Origin of the sequence: Citrobacter amalonaticus (assembly GCF_002918555.1) — a bacterium.
Taxonomy (GTDB): domain Bacteria; phylum Pseudomonadota; class Gammaproteobacteria; order Enterobacterales; family Enterobacteriaceae; genus Citrobacter_C; species Citrobacter_C amalonaticus_A.
Genome location: NZ_PQMB01000002.1, coordinates 48,246 through 69,921, shown reverse-complemented (window position 1 = coordinate 69,921; position 21,676 = coordinate 48,246). Strand labels below are relative to the sequence as shown.

The following is a 21,676-nucleotide window of genomic DNA, read 5'->3' as shown; positions in this document are numbered from 1 at the left end:
AATAACCAGACCGAGCAGTAAGTGAGAGAACAATGTCAAATAAACCCTTTTATTATCAGGATCCTTTTCCCCTCCAAAAGGATGATACCGAATACTATTTACTGACCAGTGAGCACGTCCGTGTCACTGAGTTTGAAGGGCAGGAGATCCTCAAAGTCGCTCCGGAAGCGCTCACGCTCCTCGCCCATCAGGCATTCCATGACGCGTCCTTTATGCTGCGCCCCGCGCATCAGCAGCAGGTTGCCGATATCCTGCATGACCCCGATGCCAGCGAAAACGATAAGTACGTGGCGCTGCAATTCCTGCGAAACTCTGACATTGCCGCAAAGGGGATTCTGCCAACCTGTCAGGATACCGGCACGGCAATCATCGTGGGTAAGAAAGGTCAGCGCGTGTGGACCGGCGGTGGCGACGAGGCTGCGCTGGCCCGCGGTGTCTATGACACCTATATCGAAGATAACCTGCGCTATTCGCAAAACGCGGCGCTGGATATGTACCAGGAGGTCAATACCGGCACCAACCTGCCCGCGCAGATCGATCTCTATACCGTGGATGGCGACGAATACAAATTTCTGTGTATCGCAAAAGGGGGCGGCTCTGCCAACAAAACCTATCTGTACCAGGAAACTAAGGCGCTGTTAACGCCAGGCAAACTGAAAAATTATCTGGTGGAGAAGATGCGCACCCTGGGGACGGCGGCTTGCCCACCGTACCATATCGCCTTCGTTATCGGCGGCACGTCGGCTGAAGCAACGCTGAAAACCGTCAAGCTGGCTTCGGCGAAATATTATGATGAGCTGCCCACCGTGGGCAACGAACATGGTCAGGCCTTCCGCGACGTAGAACTGGAAAAAGAGCTGCTGACTGAAGCGCAGAATCTGGGATTAGGCGCGCAGTTCGGCGGCAAATATTTTGCTCACGATATCCGGGTGATCCGCCTGCCGCGGCATGGCGCGTCCTGTCCAGTCGGGATGGGGGTTTCCTGCTCTGCGGATCGCAACATCAAAGCGAAGATTAATCGAAAAGGTATCTGGATCGAGCGGCTGGAACATAATCCGGGTAAATATATCCCGGAAGCACTGCGTAAAGCCGGTGAGGGTGAGGCGGTGCGCGTGGATCTCAACCGACCGATGAAAGAGATCCTCGCACAGCTCTCGCAGTATCCGGTCTCTACACGTCTGTCACTGAACGGCACCATTATCGTGGGACGCGATATTGCGCACGCCAGACTCAAAGAGCGCATGGATAACGGTGAAGGGCTGCCACAGTATGTGAAAGATCACCCGATCTATTACGCCGGTCCGGCAAAAACGCCGGAAGGATATGCCTCGGGATCGCTGGGGCCGACGACTGCCGGACGTATGGATTCGTACGTCGATCAGCTTCAGTCTGAGGGGGGAAGCATGATTATGCTGGCAAAAGGCAACCGCAGCCAGCAGGTGACCGATGCCTGCCATAAACACGGTGGCTTCTATCTGGGCAGCATTGGGGGACCCGCAGCCGTGCTGGCGCAGGGGAGTATCAAGAGTCTTGAGTGTGTGGAGTACCCCGAGCTGGGAATGGAGGCAATCTGGAAGATTGAAGTGGAAGATTTCCCGGCCTTTATTCTCGTTGACGATAAAGGTAACGACTTCTTCCAGCAGATTCAGACGTCGCAGTGCGCACGCTGCGTTAAATAACGTCAGCCGCCCTTCGGGGCGGTTTTTTTTACCGCACAAACAACCAAATGGTTGTCCTGCCATCGTTGATACTCATAAGACCGCAGGCAGGTGGCAATGTCGAAACATAACCTAATCAAAAAGTTGAATAAGGAGCAGGTAATGGAAACGGTACGCCGTGAGAAAGATTCGATGGGCGCAATTGATGTCCCGGCTGACAAGCTATGGGGCGCGCAAACTCAGCGCTCGCTGGAGCATTTTCGTATCTCTACGGAGAAAATGCCCGTTTCACTGATCCATGCGCTGGCGCTGACCAAGCGTGCAGCAGCAAAGGTAAACGCGGATCTGGGACTGCTGACGGAGGAGAAAGCCTCTGCCATTATGCGGGCCGCAGATGAAGTGCTGGCAGATCAACATCCCGATGAATTCCCGTTGGCTATCTGGCAGACAGGGTCGGGCACCCAAAGCAATATGAATATGAACGAAGTGCTGGCAAATCGTGCAAGTGAACTGCTCGGCGGCGTCCGCGGCATGGATCGCAAAGTGCATCCCAATGATGACGTAAATAAAAGTCAAAGCTCCAATGACGTTTTCCCGACAGCGATGCACGTTGCCGCGTTGCAGGCACTGCGTATCCAGCTTATCCCTCAGCTGAAAGTGTTAACCCAAACGCTCAGTGAGAAATCCCACGCGTTTGCGGATATCGTCAAAATTGGTCGTACGCACCTGCAGGATGCCACCCCGCTTACGCTCGGGCAGGAGATTTCCGGCTGGGTGGCGATGCTCGGGCACAACCTCAGACACATTGAAAACAGCCTGCAGCATGTGGCGGAACTGGCTCTGGGAGGGACTGCTGTAGGAACCGGGCTGAATACCCATCCTGAATATGCCCGCCGGGTAGCGGATGAGCTGGCGGCAATCACCCGTGCGCCATTTGTGACCGCGCCGAACAAGTTTGAAGCGCTGGCGACCTGTGATGCGCTGGTACACGCGCATGGTGCGCTGAAAGGGCTGGCGGCATCGCTAATGAAGATTGCCAACGACGTTCGCTGGCTGGCCTCGGGGCCGCGCTGCGGGATTGGCGAGATTGCGATCCCGGAAAATGAGCCTGGCAGCTCGATTATGCCCGGAAAAGTCAACCCGACCCAGTGTGAAGCCGTGACCATGCTCTGCTGTCAGGTGATGGGGAATGACGTGGCGATTAATATGGGCGGGGCGTCGGGTAATTTCGAACTGAACGTCTATCGTCCGATGGTGATCCACAATTTTCTGCAATCTGTTCGTCTGCTGGCCGATGGCATGGAGAGTTTTAATGAGCACTGTGCGTCGGGCATTGAGCCGAACCGCGAGCGGATCAACCAATTGCTCAATGAATCGCTGATGCTGGTGACCGCACTCAACACGCACATTGGCTACGATAAAGCGGCAGAAATCGCCAAAAAAGCGCACAAAGAGGGGCTGACGCTGAAAGCTTCTGCCCTGGCGCTTGGCTATCTGACAGACGCTGAATTCGACAGCTGGGTGCGTCCGGAACAGATGGTCGGCAGCATGAAGTCAGGACGCTAATCCGCAACATACAGGTGCAGCCGGGGAATAATTAGCCTCAATGGCTGCGCCTGAGGCTTATAACGGTGCTGGACATTTTCGGCGTTGTAGTTAAGCAGTTCCCCAATATCTGGCACGTTTGCGCCGTTATCGCTGTTGATTAACGCGATAAGCGGAGTCGGGCAGGCGTGTTGCACCTGTTTCTGCTGCCCTTTGTACCAGACGCGGGCAATCGGCTGGACTTTCACCGGACGTTTTATTTTCAGGCGGGCCTGCTGCGGCAGGGCGGCAATGTCCTGATATTCGCGCTCCAGCTTTGCCTGCCACTCTTCCCGCGTCCATGGATGCACGCTGCGCGGGGTTGTCAGGCTTTTTTTAAGCTGTGCGAGCACCTCATCACGATGTAAGTTTTTGATAAAATGCTTGTTTGCCCAGCCAAAACGCAGCGTTGCCGGATCGTGAATCACCGTCAGCGTGCGATAAGCATTAAGCGTGATTAGCCCCGGCAGATGGCGATGCACCCATTCGAAACGCGCAGCGGAGGCTAATCCGGACTCGACAGCAACAATATGCTCGAAGGTGGTTTTGAGCCGATTGATCTGCTGTACCTGATTCTCCAGCGCGGCCATACTGGCACGATCAACCTGGAAGCACAGCACGCCAGGCAGGCGAACGGCGGCTTTGCTGCTGCGGTTTTCTGACTGCTGTTGGATAAACAGGTGACGATAGTGGCGTAATGCCAGCGTCCTGGCATCTTCCCCCAGATGTTGCTTAACCGCGATATTGTCCAGTGGGCTATGCTCATCCTCTTTGCTAACCTCCGGCAAAGAGAAGACCCGGGCAATAAGCATGGGCTGTTGCTCAAGGTTTTCTGTCAGAGCCGCCAGCGCCTGTTCCATCTGGCGAAAAGTACCATTGAGTCGGTCGACGAGATCGTAACGCGCCATATGTTCACCATATTAGTTACAACATACTCGTTGTATAGCACATTCCACCGCATCTGACTACTGTGCGATAGCGGTCAGGCAGGGGAAAATTGCGGAATATGATGCCAGAGTGGCCAGCTAAAGCTGAAGCGTGCGCCGCCAGACTCGCTCTCGCTGCACATGACCGTGCCGCCCATCGCCTGAGCGATAGAATGGACGATGGCAAGGCCCAGCCCACAGCCGCCCGTGGCGCGATCGCGACTGGGATCGAGACGCACAAAAGGCTCAAATACCTTCTCCCTGGCGTCGGGTTCAATACCCGGACCATCATCATCGACAACCAGCGTTGCACGGTTACCGTCAAGCAACAGGCTGACCTGCACGGTTGAATGGCAGTAACGCAGTGCGTTATTGAGGAGATTATCCAGGACGCGTTCCATCAGTCGCATATCCAGCGCGCCGTAATTGCCCACGGTAAGCGGATGGAGGGTGACCGTTTTCTCCGGGGTCACGCTCTGTACATCTTCTATATGCGCTGTCAGCCATGCCGGAAGATCCGGTTCGCTAAGATGCAGCTCATTTTGCGGGCGATCGAGCCGTGCGTAGGTCAGCAACTCTTCAATCAGTCCCTCAAGTTGGCCGATGTCCCGGTTCAGCCCCAGCGACTCCTGTTCGGTGAGGTTGTCACTCATTTCCAGTCGGTAACGAAGACGTACCAGCGGCGTGCGCAGCTCATGGGCAATACCATCAATCAGCTGCTTTTTGCTGGCAATGAGCGCGTTAATGTTATCCGCCATCTGATTAAATGCGATGCCGAGACGTTCAAAACTGGAGCCGTTGTCAAAATGCAGTCGCTCAGTCAAATGGCCCTCGCCAAATCGCTGGGCAGCCGCTTCCAGTCTGAGCATTTCTTGCCAGTGGGGCCGCATCCAGATAAATACCGGAAAGGCGAGGGAGATGGCGATAAATGCCATCAGCGAAACATCCAGCAGACGCATCTGGTGGAGAAAATAGAGATAGGGAACCGGGCCTACAGCCAGTACGTAATGACTGCGTGGAATGCGTTGAATAAAAGTGTACTGATCGTCAAGGGCAACGATATCGCCTTCCCGCAATCGCTGCATGGTTTGCGCATCCAGCGTGTATTTATTCAGCGGCTCTACGCGGAGGTCAAAAGAGAGATTCAGATCCATCTCTTTCAACGTTTTCCCCCAGTCACGAGGCGGGATTTCACGTAATTCGCTACGCATCAGATAGAGCGAACTTTTCATCAAATCATCGAGTGACTGCCTGCCTGCGCGCTCTGCGGTAAATTTGTACACCAGACCAACCAGCAGGGTCATGACCAGAAAACAGACAAACAGCAGGAGATAAAACTGCACAAACAGCTTTTTCATTCACTCACCCGAAACGGATTCAGTTAAATCTTATCTTCATCATCCCATGCGTGTGGGGCGAACAGATAGCCTTTATTGCGCACCGTTTTGATTCGGTAAGGTTCGGTTGCGTTATCAAGCAGTTTTTTGCGCAGGCGTGAAATAGCGACATCCACGCTGCGATCCATACCATCATAGCTGACGCCGCGCAGGTTTTTTAACAGGGCATCACGATCCATAATTTGTCCGGCATGGGTGGCGAGCTCCCAGAGCAGTTCAAAGTCTGCGGTGGAAAGCGAGATTTCTTTGCCGGAGAGCATCACGGTACGATTGACCGGATCAACATTCAGCGCACCAAAGCGCAACGTTTTGTGCGGTGTGGCGGTGCTCTCCTGGATGCCTTTGGTTTGTGTCGATTGTTCGCTCTGGCGGAGGTGCAGACGCAGGCGAGCCAGCAGCACGGCGGGCGGGGTGGTTTTCAGAATGTAATCACACGCCCCCATTTCCAGCGCCAGGATGTGGTTCATATCGCTATCCAGCGACGTGAGCAGCACAATCGGTCCCTGCCATTTACCTTGTAAATCACGGCAAATGGTCATGCCATCTTTACCGGGAAGCATTATGTCGAGCAATACCAGGTCCGGCCGGACGCGCAAAATGGCCTCTTCAGCCATGTCACCGCGGGGTTCCACGATAACCTCAATGTCATGCTTTGCCAGATAAGCGGCAATCAGCGAGCCGACTTCCGGATCGTCTTCTACAAATACGATGGTGTTCATATCATTCATTACAAATACAAAACGTCAACATACACCGCCGCCGTTTTCCCTGCCATTACTCTTTTCTAAACGAGGGCGCTTCCGTTATGCTACAGGTTATTGTTATTAAGGTGTTAAGGCAAAGTGATGGGACTTGTGATTAAGGCGGCCCTGGGTGCACTGGTCGTGGTATTGATTGGTTTGCTGGCAAAAACAAAGAACTATTATATCGCAGGATTAATTCCGCTTTTCCCGACGTTCGCGCTTATTGCCCACTATATTGTGGCCAGTGAGCGAGGAATCGAAGCGCTGCGCACGACCATCGTATTCAGTATGTGGTCGATCATTCCCTATTTTGTTTATCTCGTTTCGCTGTGGTATTTCACCGGTTTCATGCGGCTACCTGTCGCGCTCGGCGGGTCGGTTATCTGCTGGGGGCTGAGCGCGTGGCTGCTGATTTTCTGCTGGATCAAGCTGCACTAACGCAGATGACGACCGCCGTCTACGGCGAAACTGCGCCCCGTCACAAAACAGCTGGTGAGAAGATAGTCGATGAGATCGATTATCTCTTTTTCGCCGGGCGCGGTTTTCATGAGTGATTTATTCAGCGCCTTCTGGCGGTACCCGGCGTCATCACCCTCATTAAACAGAATGAGAGAGGGCGCGATGGCGTTAACCTTTACCTCCGGAGCCAGCTTGCGGGCAAACGAGCGGGTCATGTTGTCCAGCGCGGCTTTGCTGGCGGCATAGGCAATATGCTTATCGCTGCCTTTTTCGACCACGTAGTCGGTGAAGTGGATGATATCGCTCGCCGCATGTCCGTGACCACGCAGCATACTCTCCAGCGCATGGTTAAGCAGATAAGGGGCATTCACATGGACTTGCATCATGCAGGCCAGAACGTCAGAGAGCGGGGTTCCGGGTTTTTCTGCCATCCATGCGCTGGCGTTATGGATTATCGCGCGCAGGCCGTGGGTGCTCTCCTTGACCTTATCGGCGAAGGCCAGAATACCGTCGTCCGATGAAAAATCAGCCTGAATGCAGAGCGCGCCCGCACGGGTCAAACCGTCAATTGCGGGGTAATGCGTGCGATAGCTGACAATTACCGGCTGCTTTTGGTTAATCAAGTGCCATGCAATGGCGAGGCCGATGCGACGGCCACCACCGGTGATGAGGATTGGCAGAGGGCGGTTGTTATTCATCGTAATCTCCTTCAGAGCCAAACGATGGGATAACGGTTATCCCACCAACATCCAGGTCGCCGGTACGGCGGCAACCAATAACAAACCAATCAGCACCATTTCGCGCCGGTTCAGTACATTATCATGCGTATGTGTTTTGCGTGCGTACAGGAACACCAGCAGCCCGGGTGCATACAGTACAACGGAAAGCAGCAGGTGCATTGGACCAGACGCATACAATAACCATAAGCCATAAATACATGCTCCGACACCCACCGCCTGGTGGAGAGGGCGGGTTGCGATTTTCAACAAAAACGCGCCAACCAGGAAATAGGGTACCAGAATCATCTCTGAGGCAATGGTCAGTAGCGTGTTGTAATCCGAACCGGTAAGCCAGATAAGGACCAGGCAGACCTGTACGCAGATGTTTGTCAGCCAAAGAGAGGAGGACGGCGCCCCCTGCGCGTTCTGCCGGGCGAAAATGCGCGGAAATGCTTTATGCGTGGAAGCGAGAAACGGAACCTCTGCTGCCATGATAGTCCAGCTCAAATACGCCCCACAGACAGAAACAATCAGCCCTGCGGCAATGATGATTTCGCCCCAGGGGCCCATCATTTTCACCATCAGTCCGGCCATCGAGGGGTTACGGATCCCGGCCAGTTCCGGACGGGCAAGTACGCCCAGCGAGAGCAGGGTGACCAGCAGATACACACCCAGCGCCGCGATGACTGCCAGCAGCGTGGCACGTCCAACGTCATGCTTGTTTTTGGCGCGGGCAGAAACCACTACCGCACCCTCCACGCCGATAAATACCCACAGCGTAATCAGCATGGTGTTTTTGACCTGTTCCCAGACGGGGACGCCCAGCTCGATACCGGTGAAATCCAGGCTAAAGATATCGAGTTTAAACGCCATCATGGCCAGCACGATAAACAGGCCGAGCGGCAGCAGTTTTGCCAGCGTCGCCACAAGGTTAATGCTGGCCGCGGTCTGCACCCCACGCAGAACCAGAAAATGCACGACCCACAGCAGAACCGATGCGCCAACGATCGACTGCCACGTATTTCCGTCGCCAAACAGGCGCAGTTCAGGCGTGTCAGTAAAGAAACTCAGGGCTGAAAAGACGATAACCAGGTAAGAGACGTTGGCAATCACCGCGCACAGCCAGTAGCCCCAGGCGGAGCAAAAGCCGATGAGCTCGCCAAAACCCTCGCGGGCATAGGTAAAAATCCCACCATCCAGCTCCGGGCGAATGCGCGTCAGGATCAGCATAGCGAAAGCCAGTAACAGTATGCCTGCACCGGTTATGGTCCAGCCAATCAGTAAGGCTGCCGGACTTGCAACGGCGGCCATGTTCTGCGGCAGACTGAATACACCTGCGCCAAGCATTGAGCTTAAAACCAGCGCGGTAAGTGCGCTCAATCCCAGTTTCTTTTCCATGCTAATCCAGTGACAAAAACGAAGGTTGGAGAATAATTATTATGACAAAACGCATAAAAATGGTGAAAGCGACTCAAGGCGCGGGATTTTACGGAGAGAAGAGGCTGCTTGCAACGATCGCGGAAAGATTTGTGACCAAAAATACTAAAGGCGGCATATAGCCGCCTTATTTTGCTATACGTGTTGCTTATTTATACAGGTCTGCGCTGACGGTAAGGTTGTTACCACGTTCCTGCCACTGGCGGGTAATGTGGTAGTACTTAGCGCCTTTCTTCGCAGCACGTTTTGCAACCTGATAGGAAATCTCAGTCATGTTGCTGTAGTTGCCGGTGAATTTGATGCTGTCAAATGGCACCATCATCGCCGCAGTGGCTTTGTTTACTTCTTCAACCTTAGTGCCGTCAGGCAGCGTGACGGTGTAACGCCCGCCTTTGGTTGACTGCGTTTCGAAGAAGCGACCGACGTCTGCACTTGGTGAAGCCGTGGTGGCAACGCCCGGGATTTCAACTTTCTTAGCGGTTTCTCCGCCGGCTGCCAGCGCCGCACGACCCGCATCAGAATCGGCCGGAATGGCATCCGGGCTCTGCACAACGCGTTTTTTCGCATCTTCTTTGTAGATAAATGCAGTAATACGCTGGTTGCCGCCCTGGTTGGCATCGACCTGGCGCACGATATAGAAGGAATAAGCCCCTTTCTCTTTCGCCGCTTTGGTGATGGCGTCGTTCACTTCCGGTTGGCTGCGGAAGAAACCCTGTACCGTCACGGTGTCAAACGGTTCAATCAAAACAGCCTGATCCTTCGGTAATTCAACGACGCCATTGATGACGCGATTTTTCGTGGCTTCCGCTTTTTCGGCATCGGCTTTATACAAGTCAGCAACAACACGCCAGTTACCACTGTTGCCAAAATCGGATGTATCAACAACATAAAATGAGGCGGCACCGTCTTTATCTGCACGGCGAGAGACGGCTTTAACCGCATCGCCAATAGCATTAAAACGTCCGGTGACCGTCACGCGGTCATAAGGTTTCAGTGCTGCCGCTTGCTCCGGCGTCAATTCTGTCGCTGCGTTTACGGAAAAAGCAGTCGCAGAAAGAAGTGCGGACGCCAGGAGAGTGTTCTTAAGCTTCATAAAAATAATCCTTCGCCTTGCGCAAACCAGGTACTGGTATTGTTATTGACTAGAAACGTGGCTGATTATTGCATTTAAATCCGGTGAATGTCTGCGTGATTTTTCATTCATCATAATGTATGAGGTCACAAGGTCGATAACAATTCGTGATATGTCCAAAAAACAGGCGCCCGGAGGCTAAAACTGATGAAACAGTTGAATTTCATAAGTTAATTTAATGTTAATTAGTTGATCCGTTATGGCGCTAAATCATGTTTTGCCGCTTCGCCTGAGCGAATTATCGGCCCTCCGTCACGAATTCAAGACCATTATTCCGCTTTGCAGGCTGAATCGTTCCTGTTTTGCAGATTTACTGATAAATACTTTTTTTGGCGCTAGATCGCAGGCGCTATTTTCAGTAGGTTATAGAGAGTTTGTTACTGTTTTATTTTTCTGAGGTAACGTTGACCTCTCCCGTGAGATTGCGCAGGCAATTCCACGATTGTTGACAAACCATCATCAAAAATACCGATGGAAGGGAACATTATGCGAATTGGCATACCAAAAGAACGGTTTACCAATGAAACCCGCGTAGCCGCCACGCCGAAGACGGTTGAGCAGCTGCTGAAACTGGGTTTCACCGTCGCGGTCGAAAGCGGCGCGGGTATTCTGGCAAGTTTTGACGATAACGCGTTTGTGCAAGCCGGCGCGGAAATTGTAGACGGCAATGCCATCTGGCAGTCGGAAATTATCCTGAAGGTTAATGCACCGGAAGACCACGAAATTCCATTGCTGAATGCGGGTACAACGCTGGTCAGCTTTATCTGGCCTGCGCAGAATCCAGAGTTAATGCAAAAGCTCGCTGAACGCAGTGTAACGGTGATGGCGATGGATTCTGTACCGCGTATCTCGCGTGCGCAGTCGCTGGATGCCCTGAGTTCAATGGCCAACATCGCGGGTTATCGCGCGATTGTCGAAGCTGCGCATGAATTTGGCCGTTTCTTTACCGGACAAATCACGGCGGCAGGTAAAGTTCCGCCCGCAAAAGTAATGGTGATCGGGGCAGGCGTTGCCGGTCTTGCCGCTATCGGAGCGGCTAACAGTCTTGGGGCAATCGTTCGCGCTTTTGACACCCGTCCGGAAGTTAAGGAACAGATCCAGAGTATGGGCGCTGAGTTCCTTGAACTGGATTTCAAGGAGGAAGCGGGTAGCGGCGACGGCTATGCCAAAGTCATGTCTGAGGCGTTCATTAAAGCCGAGATGGCACTCTTTGCCGCCCAGGCAAAAGAGGTCGACATTATTGTGACCACTGCGCTTATCCCGGGTAAACCCGCGCCGAAGCTTATAACGCGTGAGATGGTTGATTCCATGAAGGCGGGGAGCGTCATTGTCGATCTGGCGGCGCAAAACGGCGGTAACTGCGAATATACCGTTGCGGGGCAGGTCACCACGACGGCGAACGGGGTGAAAGTCATCGGCTATACCGATCTGCCGGGTCGTCTGCCGACGCAGTCCTCTCAGCTTTATGGGACTAACCTCGTCAACCTGCTCAAGCTGCTGTGCAAGGAAAAAGACGGCAATATCTCCGTGGATTTTGACGACGTGGTCATCCGTGGCGTGACGGTCGTGCGTGAGGGGGAGATTACCTGGCCCGCGCCTCCCATTCAGGTTTCTGCTCAGCCACAGGCGGCGCCTAAAGCGGCTCCTGCACCGAAAGAAGCGGAACAACCGGCATCGCCGTGGCGCAAATACGCGCTGATGGCGCTGGCCATTATTCTTTTTGGCTGGCTGGCAGATGTGGCGCCGAAGGAGTTTCTTGGCCACTTCACCGTATTCGCACTCTCCTGTGTTGTAGGGTACTACGTGGTGTGGAACGTTTCTCACGCGCTGCATACGCCGCTAATGTCCGTAACCAACGCCATCTCAGGGATTATTGTTGTCGGGGCGTTGTTGCAAATTGGTCAGGGCGGCTGGGTGAGCTTCCTGAGCTTTATCGCGGTCCTGATTGCCAGCATTAATATTTTCGGTGGCTTCACCGTGACTCAGCGCATGCTGAAAATGTTCCGGAAAAACTAAGGGGTAACACATGTCTGGAGGATTAGTTACAGCTGCATACATTGTTGCCGCGATCCTGTTTATTTTCAGTCTGGCGGGGCTTTCAAAACATGAAACCTCGCAGCGGGGTAACAACTACGGTATCGCCGGGATGGCGATTGCGCTGATTGCCACGATTTTTGGTCCGGATACCGGCAACGTTGCGTGGATTCTGGTGGCGATGATCATCGGCGGCGCGATTGGTATTCGTCTGGCGAAGAAAGTTGAAATGACCGAAATGCCGGAGCTGGTGGCAATTCTGCACAGCTTCGTCGGTCTGGCTGCGGTGCTGGTAGGCTTTAACAGCTACCTGTATCACGAAGCGGGTCTGGAACCGATTCTGGTGAATATTCACCTGACAGAAGTGTTCCTGGGGATTTTCATCGGTGCGGTAACCTTCACGGGGTCCGTGGTGGCATTTGGCAAACTGCGCGGCAAGATCTCCTCGAAGCCGCTGATGCTGCCAAACCGTCACAAGATGAATCTGGCTGCGCTGGTGGTCTCCTTCCTGCTGCTGATTGTGTTTGTCCGTACCGAAAGCGTTGGTCTGCAGGTTCTGGCGCTGCTGATAATGACCGTCATCGCGCTGGCCTTCGGCTGGCATCTGGTGGCGTCTATCGGCGGGGCCGATATGCCGGTTGTCGTTTCTATGCTCAACTCCTATTCCGGTTGGGCGGCGGCGGCGGCAGGTTTCATGCTGAGCAACGATCTGCTGATTGTAACGGGGGCGCTGGTCGGTTCCTCTGGTGCGATCCTCTCTTACATTATGTGTAAGGCGATGAACCGCTCTTTTATCAGTGTAATTGCTGGCGGTTTCGGTACTGATGGCTCCTCAGGTGGGGACGATCAGGAAGCGGGCGAACACCGTGAAATTACGGCGGAAGAGACCGCTGAAATGCTGAAAAACGCCCAATCGGTGATCATCACTCCGGGTTATGGCATGGCGGTTGCCCAGGCGCAGTATCCGGTGGCGGAAATCACTGAGAAACTGCGTGCGCGCGGGATTAAGGTGCGTTTTGGTATTCACCCGGTGGCAGGGCGCTTGCCTGGTCACATGAACGTACTGCTGGCGGAAGCGAAAGTACCGTATGACATCGTGCTGGAAATGGATGAGATCAACGACGATTTTTCTGATACCGATACGGTACTGGTGATCGGCGCAAACGACACGGTTAACCCAGCGGCGCAGGACGATCCTAAGAGTCCGATTGCGGGGATGCCGGTGCTGGAAGTGTGGAAAGCGCAGAACGTTATCGTGTTCAAGCGTTCAATGAATACCGGTTACGCTGGCGTTCAGAACCCGCTGTTCTTCAAAGAGAACACGCAGATGCTGTTTGGCGACGCCAAAGCCAGTGTCGATGCGATTCTGAAATCGCTGTAACGTTTGATACAAAAAGCCAACGGCCTCTGCGGAGGCCGTTTTTTTTTGCACTTATTGCAGGGTTTTTCCGGTTTGATAAGCGTGATTGATTAACCCGCCCTTATTTCCCGGATGTGTGCCACGCGGCACGGTCTCTCAGTCTTTATTCATATCGCCCAGCAGGATGGCGATGCTTTGACCGCCATCACTGTGCTCAAGGGCAATCTTAACAATGATGGTCAGCGGCACAGAGAGCAGCATTCCTACCGGACCTAACAACCATCCCCAGAAGATTAACGATAAAAAGACCACCAGCGTGGAAAGTCCTAACCCACGTCCCATGATGCGGGGTTCGAGAATATTACCGAACACCAGATTAATGACAAGGAATCCCGCCAGTACTACCAGCGCATCGTATAAGCCGCCAAATACCAGCACCTGAGCGATAGGGGGGATGGCTGCCAGCACCGAACCAATATTCGGAATGTAGTTAAGCGCAAAGGCCAGCAATCCCCAGACGAAGGCAAACCGCACCTCCAGCGCAACCAGCATCCCCCAAACCACGACGCCGGTGACGAGGCTAATGGCGGTTTTCAGCACCAGATAGTGCGATACGCTGTCAATGGCGCGTTGGATCGCAGCCATACCTTCAGTCGGGCGCACCATTATCTGTTGCAGTTTGGTCGGTAGCTGTGGCACCTCCAGCAGCATAAAAACGACCGTCAGCAACAGAAGGAAAATCGATGACATGGCGTTTGAAAGTTGGGCCAGCAGGTTAGTGACTAAAATCATTGCAGCGTTAGGGTCGATGTATTTCACCAGTTCATCAACGGAGACGCCAATGCCCGCGCGCTGTAGCCACGGCTCAATGTTCTTCAGGGGAATGACCAGCGAGGAGCGATACTGCGGCAGCGTGCGCGCCAGCTCATTTAACGAGGTCCCCAGGTAGGCCAGTAGTAGCACCATTGCCAGCACAATAACCATAATCAGCAAGGAGATGGCTAACACGCGGGGCACGCGCAGTATGACCAGTCGCTGAACCAAAGGGTTGAGTACGACCGCGATAAATAACGCCAGAATAAACGGCACCACAATATCGGCTGCGAAACGGATGCCAGTAAGGATGATAACCAGCATCCCCAGCATAATAACGATTTTTAGGCCGTTCAGCGTGATGATTGGTTTTGCCATGCTAATTCCTGAAAAATTTGTCTTATTTCTATAATAATGTGATTTCTGTCATGTGGTCCTGGCAAAAATCAAACAGTTCAGGTAAAGAAGTGAAAAGGTTTTGAGTTAATTCTTAAGCTATGGTACAAATCAGGCGTGTTCAACTACCGAGGACAATTATCATCCGCGATGACGAGAAGCAACACTGCGGATAATTGTAATATTATGGACAATATGTTCAGAACCTTTTTTTCTACCACAACTCTGGTTTGCATCTCCTCCTCTTTCCTGCTTGCTGGCGAACAGCACTGGCGTAACGCGCTTTAGTCCCTTTCTTCTGCCCAGGCTGGCGCTTTGCGCTTAGCTAACTGATTTTATTTTCAGGTTTGCTGCTTTCGGCAAGCCCCGGAGATTATATTCTCAAGCAGGAGAAGCATCATGTTTTACTGGATTTTATTAGGCCTGGCCATTGCGGCTGAAATTACCGGAACGCTATCGATGAAGTGGGCCAGCGTGAGCAATGGCAACACCGGATTTATTTTAATGCTGGTGATGATTACGCTTTCATATATTTTCCTCTCTTTTGCCGTTAAAAAAATCGCCCTCGGCGTGGCCTATGCGCTGTGGGAAGGGATCGGTATTTTATTTATTACGCTGTTTAGCGTGTTGTTATTTGATGAAAGTTTATCCGCAATGAAAATTGCTGGTTTGATAACGCTGGTGCTGGGTATCGTGTTGATCAAATCAGGCACACGTAAACCACGAAAACAGGTGGAGGAGGTGACTCATGCAGCAGTTTGAATGGGTTCACGCTGCCTGGCTTGCCGTCGCGATCGTACTGGAGATCGCCGCCAACGTATTTTTGAAGTTCTCCGATGGTTTCCGGCGTAAATTTTACGGCATCCTGTCCCTCGTGGCGGTGCTGGCTGCCTTTAGCGCACTGTCGCAGGCGGTTAAGGGGATCGACCTCTCAGTTGCCTATGCGCTGTGGGGGGGATTTGGGATCGCCGCTACGCTTGCCGCCGGTTGGGTACTCTTCGGGCAGCGTCTGAATCACAAGGGATGGATTGGTGTGGTTCTGTTGTTGGCCGGTATGGTAATGATTAAACTGGCCTGATCCCCGTGCTGCCCGCAACAGCGGGCAGCGTCATTGCTGAGCCAGCGCTTCCAGCTTATCGCGAAAGCCGGTAACGGAAATTGCACGGTTGTCAGCGCGCCAGCGATCTTTCGCCGCCGGAGCTGAACTTTGCACCCCAATCAACTGCCAGCCGGCGTCGGTGTGCAACATCAGCGGCGAGCCGCTGTCACCGGGCAATGTATCGCACTGATGAGAGAGAACTGAATTTTGCGCCCATCCTGTTACGATACAGTCCTGGTGAGTATACAGCGCATTCAGATGGTCTTCCGGATAGCCGGACTGCGTCACTTTACGCCCGACATTTTTTAGCGCATCGGTCAGCTCGGCCTTATCACCTGCAAATAGCGGCAGCGGCGTAATACCGGATGGTGGATAGCGCAATATTATCAGACCAAAATCCCACGGCGCCGCGGCAGGGGGAACAATCCAGCCGTCGCCATCTGCTTTTAAGCGTTTACCCAGGCCAGGATCGACGCGACCTTCAATTCCGTGAATTTCGTAACGCCATAGCCCTTTTTGCGAGACAAAACGCAACGCAACCGCTTTATCAGGCTTGCCTTTTGGCGGCGTGAGCAGGCAGTGTCCGGCCGTCAGCGCCAGATGTGGTGAAATCAGGGTTGCGGTACATAAATTGCCGCTGGCCGTCTCCAGTTGTCCAATGGCATCCCACGGCGATTGCGTGGGATCGGCAACCTGAACCCGATCGTCCTGGCCAAAAAACAGCGTTTTGACTTCACTGGTTTCCGGCGTATCGCTGTCAGGCTTATCTGCATAAACAGCACCGGAAGAAAGACAAAGAGAACCCAGTATTACTGCAACGGTTTTACGCATATCACACTCTGGTGGGTAATTATGATTATTAAAAGCAAACCCTCAGTAAATACTATAGACGGGACGGTAGAAAAGTGGGAGTAAAATCAGAGAACTACAATCAGGAAAGATAAAAACGGGCGGCGATGAGCGCACATAAAATAAGCGTGATAAGAATGAACTCAAAGCGATAACGGCGCACCATGTTACCCTCCGAAAAAGACGGCGCTAAACAGGGGAAGCGTTCAGCGCCGTTGTATTACGGGTTCAGGACTTAAGCTGCCGGTTGAGCGGCTGGACTGGTGTGTTTCCTGGTGTGTTTTTTAGCGGCCTGCGCTTTTTGCTCCGGCGCTTTCTGTTCGGTAGTGGCTTTCGCTTTTTTAGCGTGTTTTTTAGCAGCCTGCGCTTTTTGTTCCGGCGCTTTCTGAGTTGCTGCTTTATGATGTTTTTTGTGATGCGTCGTTTTGGCCGGAGCGGCTTTCGCCGTCGGCGCAGCGGCCGGCGCCGTTGTGGTGGTTTCAGCAGCAAAAGCAGCAGAAGACAGACCCATAGCAGCGGCAACAACCAGAGCTAATACTTTTTTCATTCTCATACCCTCGATTTGGTTTTTCATTCAACCCCACTGCGGGGCCGTTGAGATAACTATATCGCTGTAAATTGAGGGTTTCCGTGAGTCATTGGTATCGGCGTGTAACGAGATGTACAATGCCGGGCTGAATGGCCCGGCACGGTAATTCAGAGATAGCGCGATTCGAGATGGGCGCGGAAATAGCGGCTACTCAGCGCTTCTCCGGTGGCCTGAGTAATGAGCTGTGCGGTGGTAAAACGGCTACCGTGCCGCCAGATATTTTGCCGTAACCAGTCAAACAAGGCGCTGAAATTGCCTTCTGCAATCTGGTTATTCAGATCCGGCAGCGCACGACTGGCTGCGCTGAATAACTGTGCAGCATACATGGCTCCCAGGGTATAAGAAGGGAAATAGCCAAATCCGCCATCGGTCCAGTGAATATCCTGCATACAGCCGTCCCGGTAATTACCCTCGGTGGACAGCCCCAGCCAGCTCTGCATTTTTTCATTCCACAGCGCCGGAATATCCTCCACTTCAATGTCGCCATTGATAAGCTGACGTTCAATCTCATAGCGTAAAATAACGTGGGCGGGATAGCTCACTTCATCCGCATCCACGCGAATATATCCCGGCTTCACGCGCTGGTTCCAGGCGATAAAGTTCTGCGTGTCGAAGGCGGGTTGATCACCAAAATACCGTTTTACGGCAGGGATTAAGTGCTTTGACATCCTCCACGCCCTGAAGGACGTGGATTCCTGCTACGTTCAGGCTGTCGCCTGAATCATTTCGGTGGGTTCCTGCTTCAACGGGCGGCCTGACTGCTCCATCCCTCCACAGGCAAGTACGGCGTGTCCCGCCGCTAAAATGTTACGAGCGCCGTTTACATCGGCGTTCGCTGTATATCCACACGCCTGACACCTGAATTTACTTTGTGACAGGCGATTTTCTTTCGCTGTATGACCGCAGCACGCGCAACGCTGGCTTGTGTACGCTGGCGGAACAGCCAGTACCTGACCGCCACGCCAGAGCTGCTTGTACTCAAGCTGGCGGCGCATTTCATACCAGCCCTGATCCAGTATCGAACGGTTTAAACCTGATTTTGCCCGGACATTGCGCCCCGGCTGGCTGACCGTTCCCGCTGCGGACCTGGACATGTTGCTTACCTTCAAATCCTCAATGACGATCATTGCGTGGTTTTTGCTGACGGTCGTTGTGACTTTGTGAAGGTAGTCCCTGCGGATATTTGCGATACGGGAATGCAGTCGCTGTATTTTACGTTTCTGTTTCTGCCAGTTGTTGCTGAATTTAACCTTACGGCTTAACTGACGCTGAAGTGTAGCCAGCTTTTTCTGGTTTTTCTGAAAACTGTTTACAGGCTCAAAGACTGTGCCATCTGACAGCGTGGCAAGTTTAGCCACGCCTGCATCCAGCCCGACCATCGATGTTGAAAGGTGAACAGGTTCAGATACTTCGTATTCTGTCTGAATGCTGATATACCACTTGCCACATGACTGGCTGACATTGACATTTTTTACAATGCCCGCGACCTGACGGTTGTTCCGGTAGCGCATCCAGCCAAGTTTCGGCAGAAAAATACGGCTGTTCCCCTGGTCGAGCTTAACGCCCTGAGGATAGCGGAATGCATCATTCTGTCCCCGTTTTTTGAAACGGGGGAAAGCAGCCCGCTTCTGGAAGAAATTTTTGTAGGCCCGTTCAAGGTCTTTCAGTGACTGTTGCAATGGCTGCGAGGGAGAATCTTTAAGCCATTGCGTTTCGGGTGCTTTTTTCCACTCAACCAACCACGAGGTCATTTTCGTGTAGGAAATATATTTATTCCCGGCCTCATGATTCTCATTCTGAAGTGCCAGAGCACGATTAAAAACGAAACGACATGCACCTGCGAAGCGCCTCATTTCACGCTCCTGCTGACCATTTGGTCTTAACTGGAATTTGAATGCTTGTAGTCGTTTCATGCCATTATTTTAAACAAAAACAGTTAGGTAGAAAACCGCGCCTTATATCCCCGACCTGAAGGATGGGGCTTTACGGCGCACTGAGTAAAAATGCGTGGCTGCGACCAAGCTGCATCTCAAAGAATAAGCTCTGGGATTCGTGGATAGCCGTTGAGCGGGCGAGGGCGATCGGTTGCCCCAGCCAATGACGCGGCAGGTTTTGCTCGTAGCGGGCATGGCCCGTTTCATGAATAACGCCAAACAGCGCGCTCAGTAGCTCATTCTCATCATAACGGGTGGTGATACGCACATCCTCCGGCACTCCGCCGCAGAATGGATGAGCGCTGATGTCCAGACGACCGGCATTAAAATCAAAGCCCAGCATCGACATCGTTGCCAGCCCCAGCTCACGCTGAGTCGCCGCAGGGAACGGCCCCTCCGGTGCGATAAGCGATTGCTGCGCCTGTTTATCCACGACCTTATTCAGCAGAGCAGGTAGCCAGCTTTTCAGATCGGCAAACAGAACGTCAAGCCGGGCGCTGGTCATGTCCGGTTCGTAAATATCCAGCAGGGCATCGTAAGGCGTACAGCCTTTGGCTTCGGCACGCAGTTTTGCCTCTTCGCGACTATATTTCACAACCTCTTTCAGATTTTGTGAGAATCCCTGCCAGTCATTTGCCGGGCGCTGGCTGCGCCAGGCATGTTCGCAACGACTCCCTGCCAGGGACTTCGCTTCTACCAGCGCCTCCGGCAGCAGCGCTGCCTGATGATGCAGGCGCGACATTTCCCGTAGGTTCGCCTGCTCAACATCGTTCAGATTTTCTTGTTCGGCAGCGGTTATCCAGCCTGCGACATCCGGTGCGGTAAGAATTTGATGTTCGAGAACACTCAGTTCCGCCAGCGCCTCACCCCTGGCCGCACTGCCGCCAGGCGGCATCATGGCAAACATATCCCAGCTGGCGATGGCAGAAAGATGGGAGAAACGGGAGAGACGCTGGAAGGTGCGGGTGAGCTGTTGGTAGCTTTTGTTGTTCATGGTTCCTCTTCAGCTGTTTACGCGGGTTTATCGCCTACCATAAGGGGTAGTTTTCGATCCCGGTAGCATTTTTTTAATAGGAAGAGGATAGAATTGCGCCCGCAAAATTAAAACAAGCGAAAACAGTACCATGAATCCACTTTATTGGGTTTTCTTTGCCCTTCTGGCGCTGGATGCCGTCAGGGAATTGACAGGGGGTTCTTCCATTCCGGGAGGGTGGTCATCCACTGCCGGATGAGAAACGTCCCCGGACACTCTGTCGCGTCCGGGGGCTCTGTTCAGACATGTAAACGGCGATGCAGCTGCGTTCCGACCAGAATCGCCAGCACCAGCAGCACCGTGATAAATCCGCCGACGCCGTTCCAGCCATAGCTGTGCCAGAATACGCCGCCCAGCGTACCTGCGATGCTGGATCCCAGGTAATAGCTGAACAGATACAGTGATGACGCCTGACCTTTGGCACGACGTGCCCGTGGCCCAATCCAGCTGCTCGCGACGGAGTGCGCCGCAAAGAATCCCGCAGAAAAAAGCAGCATTCCGGCAAAGATCAGCCACAGGGCGCTGAACAACGTCATCAACAGTCCCAGCAACATTATGCAGGTCGAAAATATCATGACCGGGCCACGACCGTAGCGCGTGGTCATCGCCCCTGCTTTTGGCGAACTCCAGGTACCGGTGAGATAGGCGACGGAGAGCAGCCCGACAACCGCCTGGCTTAATTCCCACGGGGAAAGCATCAGCCGGTAGCCAATGTAGTTGAACAGGGTGACAAACGACCCCATCAGTAAAAAGCCCTCCGCGAACAACAGCGGCAGACCCCGATCGCGCCAGTGCAGACGGAAGTTGATAAACAGCGTTTTAGGGCGGAGCGACGTCGGGCGGAAATGGCGGGATTCAGGGAGGATCTTCCAGAACATCAGCGCCGAGGCAAGGGCAAAACAACCTATTGCCGCCAGGGCAATACGCCAGTTAAAGAAGTCGGTAAAAACGCCGCTAATCAGACGACCGCTCATCCCGCCGATTGAGTTCCCGCTGATATACAGCCCCATGGAAAAGGCCACGAAGCTGGGATGGATCTCTTCACTCAGATAGGTCATGCCCACCGCCGCAACGCCGCTCAGGGAGAGGCCGATGAGCGCACGCATAATCAGAATGCCGTGCCAGCTGGTCATCACTGTGGAAAGGAGCGTACAGCAGGAGGCCAGCAGAAGTGCGGTAACCATCACCGGTTTACGCCCAATCGCATCGGAAAGCGGCCCGGTAAACAGCAGCCCAACCGCGAGCATCCCGGTTGAGATCGACAGTGAAATACTGCTACTGGCAGGAGAGACCCCAAATTCGTGCGACAGCACGGGCAGAATCGGCTGCACGCAGTAGAGCAGAGCAAACGTTGCCAGCCCGGCGGAGAACAATGCCAGGGTGACGCGCATAAACGGGGACGTACCGCGTTGTATAAACTGAACGGTCTGAGAAGCGGTTTGTTCGCCAACATCGCGTGTTGCAGCGTCATCGACAGTAGTAGTACGACTCACTTGAAATCCTTGCATAAACCT

21 protein-coding genes and 2 pseudogenes are annotated in these 21,676 nt (G+C 53.3%); 9 read left to right on the top strand and 14 right to left on the bottom strand.

The window, feature by feature from the left end; all coding sequences use genetic code 11:
• Positions 1-32: 32 nt before the first annotated feature.
• Both fumB and fumC read left to right on the top strand, forming a co-directional pair.
• Entirely contained in the window at positions 33-1,679 is a 1,647-nt protein-coding gene (fumB, locus tag C3432_RS05715; protein WP_103775706.1) for a class I fumarate hydratase, read from the top strand.
• Positions 1,680-1,820: 141 nt separating this feature from the next.
• A complete protein-coding gene (gene fumC / locus C3432_RS05710) occupies positions 1,821-3,224 on the top strand; it encodes a class II fumarate hydratase (RefSeq protein ID WP_103775705.1) in 1,404 nt (467 codons plus the stop codon).
• Here the strand turns inward: fumC and tus are convergent.
• The 3 genes from tus to rstA form a co-directional block, all read right to left on the bottom strand.
• Positions 3,221-4,150 (bottom strand): DNA replication terminus site-binding protein, encoded by a 930-nt coding sequence (gene tus / locus C3432_RS05705; protein ID WP_103775704.1) that lies wholly within the window; start codon positions 4,148-4,150, stop codon positions 3,221-3,223. The two genes, fumC and tus, sit on opposite strands and share 4 nt — an antisense overlap.
• A 74-nt stretch (positions 4,151-4,224) precedes the next feature.
• Complete coding sequence (gene rstB / locus C3432_RS05700) at positions 4,225-5,526, bottom strand: two-component system sensor histidine kinase RstB (protein ID WP_103775703.1); 1,302 nt, start codon at positions 5,524-5,526, stop codon at positions 4,225-4,227.
• 23 nt (positions 5,527-5,549) lie between these two features.
• On the bottom strand, positions 5,550-6,284 hold the full coding sequence (gene rstA / locus C3432_RS05695; protein ID WP_103776913.1) for a two-component system response regulator RstA: 735 nt from the start codon (positions 6,282-6,284) through the stop codon (positions 5,550-5,552).
• Positions 6,285-6,410: 126 nt separating this feature from the next.
• Between rstA and C3432_RS05690 the strand changes: the two genes are divergently transcribed.
• Positions 6,411-6,746 (top strand): GlpM family protein, encoded by a 336-nt coding sequence (locus tag C3432_RS05690; protein ID WP_103775702.1) that lies wholly within the window; start codon positions 6,411-6,413, stop codon positions 6,744-6,746.
• On the opposite strand, the gene folM is transcribed toward C3432_RS05690, so the two are convergent.
• The 3 genes from folM to ydgH form a co-directional block, all read right to left on the bottom strand.
• On the bottom strand, positions 6,743-7,465 hold the full coding sequence (folM, locus tag C3432_RS05685; protein ID WP_103775701.1) for a dihydromonapterin reductase: 723 nt from the start codon (positions 7,463-7,465) through the stop codon (positions 6,743-6,745). The genes C3432_RS05690 and folM overlap by 4 nt on opposite strands.
• 36 nt (positions 7,466-7,501) lie before the next feature.
• On the bottom strand, positions 7,502-8,884 hold the full coding sequence (locus C3432_RS05680; protein WP_103775700.1) for an amino acid permease: 1,383 nt from the start codon (positions 8,882-8,884) through the stop codon (positions 7,502-7,504).
• Positions 8,885-9,071: 187 nt separating this feature from the next.
• Positions 9,072-10,016, bottom strand: a complete 945-nt coding sequence (gene ydgH / locus C3432_RS05675) for a DUF1471 family protein YdgH (protein WP_103775699.1) — start codon at positions 10,014-10,016, stop codon at positions 9,072-9,074.
• Between the two features lie 525 nt (positions 10,017-10,541).
• Here ydgH and pntA point away from each other — a divergent pair.
• Together pntA and pntB are read left to right on the top strand one after the other, a co-directional pair.
• Complete coding sequence (gene pntA / locus C3432_RS05665; RefSeq protein ID WP_103775697.1) at positions 10,542-12,071, top strand: Re/Si-specific NAD(P)(+) transhydrogenase subunit alpha; 1,530 nt, start codon at positions 10,542-10,544, stop codon at positions 12,069-12,071.
• A 10-nt stretch (positions 12,072-12,081) separates the two neighbouring features.
• Positions 12,082-13,470, top strand: coding sequence for a Re/Si-specific NAD(P)(+) transhydrogenase subunit beta (pntB, locus tag C3432_RS05660; RefSeq protein ID WP_103775696.1), 1,389 nt, complete (start codon positions 12,082-12,084; stop codon positions 13,468-13,470).
• 135 nt (positions 13,471-13,605) lie between these two features.
• Here the strand turns inward: pntB and C3432_RS05655 are convergent, their stop codons facing one another.
• Positions 13,606-14,640: an AI-2E family transporter gene (locus C3432_RS05655; RefSeq protein WP_103775695.1), complete on the bottom strand. Its 1,035-nt coding sequence runs from the start codon at positions 14,638-14,640 to the stop codon at positions 13,606-13,608.
• Positions 14,641-14,775: 135 nt separating this feature from the next.
• On the opposite strand from C3432_RS05655, the gene C3432_RS28520 reads away from it, so the two are divergent.
• The 3 genes from C3432_RS28520 to mdtI all read left to right on the top strand — a co-directional run bounded on the left by C3432_RS28520 (position 14,776) and on the right by mdtI (position 15,736).
• Positions 14,776-14,946, top strand: coding sequence for a protein YdgV (locus tag C3432_RS28520; RefSeq protein ID WP_103775694.1), 171 nt, complete (start codon positions 14,776-14,778; stop codon positions 14,944-14,946).
• Positions 14,947-15,054: 108 nt separating this feature from the next.
• The gene (mdtJ, locus tag C3432_RS05645; protein WP_181012908.1) at positions 15,055-15,420 is read left to right on the top strand and encodes a multidrug/spermidine efflux SMR transporter subunit MdtJ; all 366 of its coding nucleotides are present in this window, start codon (positions 15,055-15,057) and stop codon (positions 15,418-15,420) included.
• Positions 15,407-15,736, top strand: a complete 330-nt coding sequence (gene mdtI, locus C3432_RS05640) for a multidrug/spermidine efflux SMR transporter subunit MdtI (RefSeq protein WP_103775692.1) — start codon at positions 15,407-15,409, stop codon at positions 15,734-15,736. Before mdtJ ends, mdtI begins: the two co-directional genes overlap by 14 nt.
• A gap of 30 nt (positions 15,737-15,766) precedes the next feature.
• On the opposite strand, the gene C3432_RS05635 is transcribed toward mdtI, so the two are convergent.
• The 6 genes and pseudogenes from C3432_RS05635 to C3432_RS05605 all read right to left on the bottom strand — a co-directional run.
• Positions 15,767-16,588, bottom strand: coding sequence for a trypsin-like serine peptidase (locus C3432_RS05635; RefSeq protein WP_103775691.1), 822 nt, complete (start codon positions 16,586-16,588; stop codon positions 15,767-15,769).
• Positions 16,589-16,688: 100 nt separating this feature from the next.
• On the bottom strand, positions 16,689-16,772 hold the full coding sequence (locus C3432_RS05630; RefSeq protein WP_099434124.1) for a hypothetical protein: 84 nt from the start codon (positions 16,770-16,772) through the stop codon (positions 16,689-16,691).
• Positions 16,773-16,841: 69 nt separating this feature from the next.
• On the bottom strand, positions 16,842-17,153 hold the full coding sequence (gene asr, locus C3432_RS05625) for an acid resistance repetitive basic protein Asr (protein ID WP_146050877.1): 312 nt from the start codon (positions 17,151-17,153) through the stop codon (positions 16,842-16,844).
• A 149-nt stretch (positions 17,154-17,302) separates the two neighbouring features.
• Positions 17,303-17,851, bottom strand: a pseudogene (locus C3432_RS05620) (carboxypeptidase M32); the annotation flags it as partial.
• A gap of 48 nt (positions 17,852-17,899) precedes the next feature.
• Positions 17,900-19,108: an RNA-guided endonuclease InsQ/TnpB family protein gene (locus C3432_RS05615; protein ID WP_103775689.1), complete on the bottom strand. Its 1,209-nt coding sequence runs from the start codon at positions 19,106-19,108 to the stop codon at positions 17,900-17,902.
• Between the two features lie 85 nt (positions 19,109-19,193).
• Positions 19,194-20,123: pseudogene (locus C3432_RS05605) on the bottom strand (carboxypeptidase M32); the annotation flags it as partial.
• Between the two features lie 130 nt (positions 20,124-20,253).
• Between C3432_RS05605 and C3432_RS28300 the strand changes: the two are divergent.
• Complete coding sequence (locus tag C3432_RS28300; protein WP_219816719.1) at positions 20,254-20,361, top strand: KPN_01571 family protein; 108 nt, start codon at positions 20,254-20,256, stop codon at positions 20,359-20,361.
• A gap of 40 nt (positions 20,362-20,401) precedes the next feature.
• Here C3432_RS28300 and C3432_RS05600 read toward each other — a convergent pair whose 3' ends face one another.
• The gene (locus C3432_RS05600; RefSeq protein WP_103776912.1) at positions 20,402-21,655 is read right to left on the bottom strand and encodes an MFS transporter; all 1,254 of its coding nucleotides are present in this window, start codon (positions 21,653-21,655) and stop codon (positions 20,402-20,404) included.
• Between the last annotated feature and the right edge of the window lie 21 nt (positions 21,656-21,676).

Bases quoted from the DNA above. Each gene is read 5' to 3' on its own strand.
- fumB (WP_103775706.1), top strand. From the start codon at position 33: ATGTCAAATAAACCCTTTTATTATCAGGATCCTTTTCCCCTCCAAAAG.
- fumC (WP_103775705.1), top strand. From the start codon at position 1,821: ATGGAAACGGTACGCCGTGAGAAAGATTCGATGGGCGCAATTGATGTC.
- tus (WP_103775704.1), bottom strand. From the start codon at position 4,150: ATGGCGCGTTACGATCTCGTCGACCGACTCAATGGTACTTTTCGCCAG.
- rstB (WP_103775703.1), bottom strand. From the start codon at position 5,526: ATGAAAAAGCTGTTTGTGCAGTTTTATCTCCTGCTGTTTGTCTGTTTT.
- rstA (WP_103776913.1), bottom strand. From the start codon at position 6,284: ATGAACACCATCGTATTTGTAGAAGACGATCCGGAAGTCGGCTCGCTG.
- C3432_RS05690 (WP_103775702.1), top strand. From the start codon at position 6,411: ATGGGACTTGTGATTAAGGCGGCCCTGGGTGCACTGGTCGTGGTATTG.
- folM (WP_103775701.1), bottom strand. From the start codon at position 7,465: ATGAATAACAACCGCCCTCTGCCAATCCTCATCACCGGTGGTGGCCGT.
- C3432_RS05680 (WP_103775700.1), bottom strand. From the start codon at position 8,884: ATGGAAAAGAAACTGGGATTGAGCGCACTTACCGCGCTGGTTTTAAGC.
- ydgH (WP_103775699.1), bottom strand. From the start codon at position 10,016: ATGAAGCTTAAGAACACTCTCCTGGCGTCCGCACTTCTTTCTGCGACT.
- pntA (WP_103775697.1), top strand. From the start codon at position 10,542: ATGCGAATTGGCATACCAAAAGAACGGTTTACCAATGAAACCCGCGTA.
- pntB (WP_103775696.1), top strand. From the start codon at position 12,082: ATGTCTGGAGGATTAGTTACAGCTGCATACATTGTTGCCGCGATCCTG.
- C3432_RS05655 (WP_103775695.1), bottom strand. From the start codon at position 14,640: ATGGCAAAACCAATCATCACGCTGAACGGCCTAAAAATCGTTATTATG.
- mdtI (WP_103775692.1), top strand. From the start codon at position 15,407: ATGCAGCAGTTTGAATGGGTTCACGCTGCCTGGCTTGCCGTCGCGATC.
- C3432_RS05635 (WP_103775691.1), bottom strand. From the start codon at position 16,588: ATGCGTAAAACCGTTGCAGTAATACTGGGTTCTCTTTGTCTTTCTTCC.
- C3432_RS05630 (WP_099434124.1), bottom strand. From the start codon at position 16,772: ATGGTGCGCCGTTATCGCTTTGAGTTCATTCTTATCACGCTTATTTTA.
- asr (WP_146050877.1), bottom strand. From the start codon at position 17,153: ATGAAAAAAGTATTAGCTCTGGTTGTTGCCGCTGCTATGGGTCTGTCT.
- C3432_RS05615 (WP_103775689.1), bottom strand. From the start codon at position 19,108: ATGAAACGACTACAAGCATTCAAATTCCAGTTAAGACCAAATGGTCAG.
- C3432_RS28300 (WP_219816719.1), top strand. From the start codon at position 20,254: ATGAATCCACTTTATTGGGTTTTCTTTGCCCTTCTGGCGCTGGATGCC.